Origin of the sequence: Qipengyuania sp., from assembly GCF_042095715.1 — a bacterium.
GTDB lineage: Bacteria > Pseudomonadota > Alphaproteobacteria > Sphingomonadales > Sphingomonadaceae > Qipengyuania.
Genome location: NZ_JBELMO010000029.1, coordinates 25,298 through 32,562, shown reverse-complemented (window position 1 = coordinate 32,562; position 7,265 = coordinate 25,298). Strand labels below are relative to the sequence as shown.

The window sequence follows — 7,265 nt, the reverse complement described above, 5'->3', positions numbered from 1 at the left end:
TCGCCTGATGCGCGAGGCGGAAACCAATGTCGCCATCCGCGTGACGGAAAGCGAAGACCGCGATGCCTTCGAAGTCGCCGGGCGCGGCGAATTGCAGCTCGGCGTGCTGATCGAGACGATGCGCCGCGAAGGCTTCGAACTGGGCATCAGCCGCCCGCGCGTGCTGTTCCGCGATGGCGAGAACGGCCGCGAGGAACCGTATGAGACCGTGGTCATCGACGTGGATGATGAATTTTCGGGCACGGTCGTCGAGAAGATGCAGCGTCGCAAGGCCGACCTGACCGAGATGCGCCCCAGCGGCCAGGGCAAGACGCGCATCACCTTCTCCGCGCCCAGCCGCGGGCTGATCGGCTATCACGGCGAATTCCTGTCGGACACGCGCGGCACCGGCATCATGAACCGCCTGTTCGAGAAATACGGCCCCCACAAGGGCCCGATCGAAGGCCGCATCAACGGCGTGCTGATCTCCAACGCCAGCGGCGAAGCGGTCGGCTATGCGCTCAATGCGCTGGAAGATCGCGGCATCCTGTTCGTGAGCCCGCAGGAAAAGCTCTACGAGGGAATGATCATCGGCGAGAATGCCAAGCCGGACGATCTCGAAGTCAATCCGATGAAGTCCAAGCAGCTGACCAACTTCCGCAGCACGGGCAAGGACGATGCCATCCGCCTGACCCCGCCCAAGGTCATGACGCTGGAGCAGGCCATCGCCTATATCGACGATGACGAGATGGTCGAGGTCACGCCGCAGAACATCCGCCTGCGCAAGGCCCTGCTCGATCCGCACGAGCGCAAGCGCGCCAAGCGCAAGGGCGACTGAGGCGGATACACGGCGGTCGGAAGGCGCGGCCGGTCCGCGGTCCACGATCCTGCATTCGACAAAAAAGGGGCGCCGCATCGTTGCGGCGCCCCTTTTTCTTTATTGCACAGACTGGCCATTTCCGGCCCTTCCGGCGCCTCCGATCAGAAGTGGAAGCCGATCGTTCCGCGCAGCGCGTGGATGTCCAGATCCGAATTGGCGGTACGCAGATCCGTCTGGCCCGCACCGCCGATCAGGAAGGGATTGGTGCCGGGCGCAGTGCCCTGCGTCACGCGGACCGAATAATCGTCATCCTCGTAGCGCGAGAAAAGATATTCCAGGCCAATCGAGACATTGCGCGTCAGCATGAGTTCGGCACCCGCGCCGGCCTGCCAGCCCCATTGCCATTCGCTGTCTTCGTTCTGGGCAAAGGCATTGGCGGTATTACTGGTGGTGAATTCGCGCTCGATCTCGCCATAGCTGGCGCCGCCGGTCACATAGAACAGGCCGCGACCATCGCCGGGCGAATAGCCCAGGCGACCGCGCGCGGAGACCGCGTTTTCGAGCTTGCGCGCCACGGTGTAGCTGGCGGGCGTGGTGCTGAACCCGGTGGTCAGATCGCGCGATTCCGAACGTGCGCCTTCGACGAGGAAGCCGACCACGAAGGGGCTGTCGCCGCCCAGGCGGCTGTCGGCGCCCAGACGCACGGCATAGCCGACGTCGTTCTCGTCATCGGTGCAGCCCTGCGCCGCGCGCGGACCGATGGCGTTGCCGGCGCAGAAGCCGGGCGAAAACGCATTGGCCCCGGTCGTGGTGGTGACGGCGTTGTCGAACGCGCCATCGCCGTTGGTGTCGAAGACCAGGCGATTGTCGTCCTCGCCATCGATCTGGTCGAGACCGGCTGCGCCCTGGATGTAGAACCCGTTGAAATAGTCCGATGGCGTAGTGTCCTGCGCCATCGCAGGAGTCGCGAAGGCGGCCCCCGCGAGTGCGAGGGTGACGGTAGTAAACTTGTGCATTGATATGTCCTTGAAGTGTGGCCCTGTCGCCCACCCAAGTATCGGCGCCAGCTATCGTTCCTTGAAATCCGAAGAGTTTTTCTGCTGACCTGTGCCTGTTGCTCTGCTGCAACAGGTGGCATCATGGGATAAGTGCCGGGGGCATCTTTGCGCGGCGATGGTGGTCGCCTATCCCCGGGCGGGTGAGGGCGCAGATCGAAATAGGCAGGGATTCGGGCGGACAGACCGTACCGGTCGATGTGGCGGAACTGCTCGCCACGCGGCTGCTGGTCCAGGGCAATTCGGGTTCGGGCAAGTCGCACCTGCTGCGGCGCCTGCTGGAACAGAGCGCGGATCTGGTGCAGCAGGTGGTGATCGATCCGGAAGGGGACTTCGTCAGCCTGGCGGACAGGTTCGATCATGTCGTCATCGACGCGGGCGCCCATTCCGCGCGGGAGATAGAGGCGCTGGCGGGCCGGGTGCGGCAGCACCGCGTTTCGGTGGTGCTGGCGCTGGACGAACTGGAGGTGGAACAGCAGATCCGCTGCGCCGCGCTGTTCCTGGGCGCGCTGTTCGACGCGCCGCGCGACCACTGGTTTCCCGCGCTGGTGGTGGTGGATGAAGCGCAGATGTTCGCGCCTGCCGCCGGGGGCGAAGTCGCGGAGGAAACCCGCCGAATGACCCTGTCGGCGATGACCAATCTGATGTGCCGGGGGCGCAAGCGTGGGCTGGCGGGCATCGTGGCGACCCAGCGACTGGCGAAGCTGGCCAAGAACGTCGCCGCCGAGGCATCCAACTTCCTGATGGGCCGCACCTTCCTGGACATTGACATGCAGCGCGCGGCGGACCTTCTGGGCATGGATCGGCGCCAGGCGGAACGCATCCGCGATTTGCAGCGCGGCCATTTCCTGGGCCTCGGGCCGGCCATTTCGCGCCGTCCGGTCGCGGTCGAGATAGGGGCGGTGAGCACCGGCGGAAAGAACGCGGCCGAAGGGCTGATGCCTTTGCCCGAAGCGCGCGGGGACGAGCTGGAGGCGTTGCTGCACGATGATCTGACGCAAGCCGCCGCCGCGCCGCCCCCGCGCCCGGCGGTCCCGCCACAGAAGCCTGCGAGCGATGTGGAACAGGCCATCGCCAGCCGCTCCGCCGCCGCATCCGAGCGCCTGACGCAGGCCGAGGCGGAGCGAGCCGATGAGGGGAAGGCTCCGGCGGCTTCTGCCACACAGGCGGACAGGCCAGCCGCCGGGCCGCCCGCACCACCGCCCGCGCCAGAGGGTCCGGCAACGCAACCCAGCGGGGCGGATGGCGTTTCCCGGATCGTGCGCGAACTTGCCACCGAAGAGGGGGCCGCTTTCCAGTCCTCCACATCGCTGTTCCGCAGCTTCGCGACCCGGTGCCGCCAGCAGGGCGTCCCCAGCGCGCATATCGACCCGATCGCGTTCCAGCGCCTGTTCGCCTTCGCGCGCGCCGGGCTCGACGGACTGGCACCCGCAAAGCGCGCAGCGGTGGAGCGGCTGGCCGAAACCGTGCCCGAAGACGTGCTGGCGCCCTATCTCGCCATTGTGGTCGCCGCCGCGCAGGGCCATGCGCCCGACGAGGACGCGATCGCGCGCGCCTATGGCACATCCTCTCCCAGCCGCGTGCGCCGTCTGCTCGAGCATCTGGAGCGGCAGGGCCTGATCGTGGTGCGCGAGGAATTCGGCGGGGAACGCACCATCCTGGTCGTGGGCCTGGAAGAACCGGTCGGCTGATATCGTCCTGCCTGTCGCGCAGCTGGCGAGGCTGAGGCTCCAAACGCATTTCGCCCCGCATTTTCCATAAGGGAGCGCCCTCTCTGAGGACCGTCGATAGTCGGCGGTGCGCGCCTGCTTGTTGGATGGGCAGCGCCACGTCGCCTTGAAAAATATATATCTTTCCTATTTGCGGGCTCAGCGGGCGGGGGCCAGAAGCTGGTCCAGCGCCAGCACGCCCAACAGCGCCTCGCGCGCTTCGACCACCTGCTTTTCCAGCGCCGAATCGCCGATCTCGTCGGGTGCGATCGTTTCGGGCCACATCTCGGCCACGACCGCTTCGATCCGCTCGGCCTTCGCCTCGTCCAGCATGAAGCGGGGATCGACGGTTTGGGGATCCGCAACCACGCGCAGGCGCAGGCAGGCGGGGCCGCCGCCGTTCGCCATGGACTGGCGCACGTCCACCGGCAGAACCTTCCTGATCGGACCGTTGGAGGCCAGCATGGCTTCGCACCAGTTCCACACGGCGGCGCTTTCGCGGCACTCCCCGGGAACCACCAGCGCCATTTCGCCCCCCGGAAGCGTCAGAAGCTGCGCATTGAAGAGATAGGTGCGGATAGCCTCTTCCAGGCTCACCGCCTCCTCCGGCACCTCGACCACTTCCAGCGCCGGGAAGGCCGCGCGAATGGCTTCGTAGGCGGCGGCCTGGTCCGCAAAGGCGCGCGCATGGGTGAACAGCACGCGCCCGTTCGCCACCGCGACCACATCGTTGTGGAATGCACCTGCGGCGATCGCCTGGGGGTTCTGTTCGATGAAGACAGTGCGATCGGGCGCGAGGCCGTGGAGCCGCGCGACGGCGCGGCTCGCCTGTTCATGCTGGCGCGCGGGGAACCGCCCGCCCGGTTGCCCATAGACGAAGACCTCCACCCCCGGTGCGTCGTGGCTTTCGCAGAAGCGCATGTGGTTGGCCGCGCCCTCGTCTCCGAAGCTGGGGGGGACCGCGTTATGGACGGCGAAGTGCCTTTCGTCCGCAAAGGCGATCCGGAGCTGGGCTTGCGTGTCGCGCCATTCCTGCGCGCGGTGAACCATGGTGACGAGATTGGCCGGGGTCAGGTGGCAGCGCCCGTCGGCGGTATCGGGGGCGGGGCTGACGGTGGCGGCGTTGGCGGTCCACATGCTGGAAGCGGACCAGGCGGCGGCGAGCAGCGCGCGGTCGGTCCCGGGCCCTACCGCCAGATCGCGCAGCAGGCCGTGGTTGGGGCGCGGCAGCGGCAACAGGAAGCCCTGAGCAAGGCCCAGCGCCATGTTCGACCGCATCTTGGCGATGCCCTGCAGCGCGGCGGCGCGCGGAAAGCTGGCATCCCCCTTGTGACTGGCACTGGCGATGTTGCCCAGACTCAGCCCGGCATAGTTGTGGCTGGGGCCGACGATCCCGTCGAAATTGATTTCCGTGAGCATCTAGCGGCCGACGCTCCAGACCTCGTCGCCCTTCACCAGGTCGAGCAATCGCGCGGAGCGTTCGTCGATGGCGATACTGTCACCCTCGCGCGCCTCGCACATGCCATAGCAGGCGCGGAAATTGCCCAGCGTGCCGGTGGCCAGGATCGCGCGGTCGCCGATGTCGAGGTCGGTCGCGTCCACGGTGCCGGGGGTGGAATCCTTCACGCTTTTCACCAGATCGGTGCGCGCGGTCATCGTGGGGCCGCCATCGAAGATATCGACATAGCCTTCGTGCGCGAATCCTTCGTTCTCCAGCATCCGCATCGCCGCGCGCCCGGTGGGGTGCGGCACGCCGATCACCTTCTTCGCCTCGTCGCCCAGCATTGCGACGTAAACGGGGTGCTTGGGCATCAGATCGGCGATGAACTGGTTGCCGTTGATGGCGTTGAAATAATCCGCCTCCTGAAAGGTCATGCCGAAGAAGCGGCCCGCAACCCCGTCCCAGAAGGGGGAGCCGCCGCGATCATCGATCACGCCGCGCAGTTCGGCCAGGATGCGCGCGGCAAAGCGCGGGCGGTGCATGGCGATGAACAGATAACGGCTGCGCGCAAGCAACATGCCAAGGCCGCCCGCCCGCTCTCCGGGGTGGAGGAACAGCCCGCCAACCTCGCTCGCGCCTTCCAGATCGGTGACGAGGCTGAGCAGTTCGGCGCGCACGGTCCGTTCCAGTTCCTTGGAATACTGCGTAAGCGTGTTGAGCCGGTAGGAATAGAACGGCCAGCGCGCGCCCACCTTGCTCATCAGCTGGCAAGTGCCGCGAACCTGCCCCGTCTCCGCGTTTTCCAGGACCAGCACGAACTGGTCGTCCCCAAGCTCTCCCTCGCGCGTGAAGGCGGCATCGGCACGTTCGAGCTTTGCCCCCAGCGCCTCCCGGTCGGCGGGCAGATTGGTGAACCCGCCTCCTGTCAGCTTGGCCATTTCGTACAGCGGTTCGATATCGGAAGCGTGCGCGGCACGAAGGCGAAAGGACACTAGAGGTCTCCGGTGGAAAGGCGCTGAAGCACCAGCGCGGACAGCGCGGCGCGTTCCGCGAGGCTGGGAACGATCATGAATTCGTCGGGCGAATGAATGGCGCCGCCGCGCACGCCCATGGTATCCACCACGGGCACGCCGCAGGCGGCGATGTTGTTGCCATCGCACACGCCCCCGGTGGACTTCCAGCCGATGGTCTGGCCCAGTTCCGCCCCACAATCGCGGACCAGATCGAACAGCTTCTGCGCGCGTTCGTCCACCGGCTTGGGCGGGCGGGTCACGCCGCCATGACGATGGACCGCGACCTCGTGATCATCGGCGAGCATGGCGATCAGATCGTCAAGCTGACCGTCGAACCGCTGCATCGCATCGGTCGTCTTGGGGCGGATGTTGAAGCGCAGTATGGCGAGATCGGGCACCACATTGTTGGCGCCCCCACCCTCGATCTTGGCCGGGTTGATCGTAATGTCCTCCGCCGCAAGCCGCGTCAGGCGCAGCACCAGATCGCTCGCCGCGACCAGCGCGTTGCGGCCTTCCTCGGGATTGCGTCCGGCATGGGCGGATTTGCCGCGGATTGTGATCGAATAATTGCCCGTGCCGCCGCGGGCATGGGCCAGCGTGCCGTCGGGAAGGGCGGAGGGTTCGTAGGTCAGCGCGGCGTATTTCCCCCGCGCCAGCCGGGCGATGAGGTCGGAAGAGGCGAGAGAGCCCGTCTCCTCGTCCGAATTGATCATCACGTCATAACCCAGCCGGGCTGCGTCCGGTGTCGCCTCGAACGCCATCAGCGCATGGAGGATGACGTTGAGACCGCCCTTCATGTCGGCGGTACCCGGGCCGTTAACCGTATCTGCGTCGATCGTCTCGACCGACTGGAACGGGTGATCGGCGGGGAACACGGTGTCCATGTGGCCGGTCAGGATCACGCGCCGCTCCGCTTCGGGGCGGACTCTCAGCACCAGATGCTTCCCGTGCGGCTTTTCGAACTCTGTCCCGTCGCCCGCGATGGCGGTCACCGGGGCGGGATCGACAAGGCTGAGTTCGCCCGGCAGCGCGGCGAAGCCATCGGCAAGTCTGGCGGCGACCTTGGCCAGCCCGTCGAGATTTCCCGTCCCGCTGTTGATGTTCGCCCAGTCGCACGTCTGGCGCAGCATGGCCGCCCCGTCGATCCGGTCCTTGAGTGTTTCGCCAGTCATCATGCCGGGCCGCCTAGCCCAAGCTGCACCGGCTTGCAAAGCGGCTGGCGCCCCGGCATAGCGCGGTCCTCCTCCC

General features: G+C 66.6%; 5 protein-coding genes and 1 pseudogene. 2 read left to right on the top strand and 4 right to left on the bottom strand.

Features of this window, described 5'->3' with window-relative positions; genetic code table 11:
* Window positions 1-817: pseudogene (locus ACFDTG_RS08730) on the top strand (translational GTPase TypA); the annotation flags it as partial.
* A gap of 143 nt (window positions 818-960) precedes the next feature.
* On the opposite strand, the gene ACFDTG_RS08725 reads toward ACFDTG_RS08730, so the two are convergent.
* Entirely contained in the window at window positions 961-1,815 is an 855-nt protein-coding gene (locus ACFDTG_RS08725) for an outer membrane protein (protein ID WP_375290639.1), read from the bottom strand.
* A 182-nt stretch (window positions 1,816-1,997) separates the two neighbouring features.
* Between ACFDTG_RS08725 and ACFDTG_RS08720 the strand changes: the two genes are divergently transcribed.
* Complete coding sequence (locus ACFDTG_RS08720) at window positions 1,998-3,545, top strand: helicase HerA domain-containing protein (RefSeq protein WP_375290638.1); 1,548 nt, start codon at window positions 1,998-2,000, stop codon at window positions 3,543-3,545.
* A gap of 177 nt (window positions 3,546-3,722) precedes the next feature.
* Here the strand turns inward: ACFDTG_RS08720 and ACFDTG_RS08715 are convergent, their stop codons facing one another.
* Genes ACFDTG_RS08715 through ACFDTG_RS08705 form a run of 3 tightly spaced genes read right to left on the bottom strand, consistent with a single transcriptional unit; the run spans window position 3,723 to window position 7,189 of the window.
* Window positions 3,723-4,982, bottom strand: a complete 1,260-nt coding sequence (locus ACFDTG_RS08715; RefSeq protein WP_375290637.1) for an N-succinylarginine dihydrolase — start codon at window positions 4,980-4,982, stop codon at window positions 3,723-3,725.
* The gene (locus ACFDTG_RS08710) at window positions 4,983-5,996 is read right to left on the bottom strand and encodes an arginine N-succinyltransferase (RefSeq protein WP_375290636.1); all 1,014 of its coding nucleotides are present in this window, start codon (window positions 5,994-5,996) and stop codon (window positions 4,983-4,985) included.
* A complete protein-coding gene (locus ACFDTG_RS08705; RefSeq protein WP_375290644.1) occupies window positions 5,996-7,189 on the bottom strand; it encodes a hydrolase in 1,194 nt (397 codons plus the stop codon). Before ACFDTG_RS08705 ends, ACFDTG_RS08710 begins: the two co-directional genes overlap by 1 nt.
* Window positions 7,190-7,265 lie beyond the last annotated feature (76 nt).

What these genes read in the sequence shown, in the direction of transcription:
- ACFDTG_RS08725 (WP_375290639.1), bottom strand. Translation starts at nt 1,815, where the DNA reads ATGCACAAGTTTACTACCGTCACCCTCGCACTCGCGGGGGCCGCCTTC.
- ACFDTG_RS08715 (WP_375290637.1), bottom strand. Translation starts at nt 4,982, where the DNA reads ATGCTCACGGAAATCAATTTCGACGGGATCGTCGGCCCCAGCCACAAC.
- ACFDTG_RS08705 (WP_375290644.1), bottom strand. Translation starts at nt 7,189, where the DNA reads ATGACTGGCGAAACACTCAAGGACCGGATCGACGGGGCGGCCATGCTG.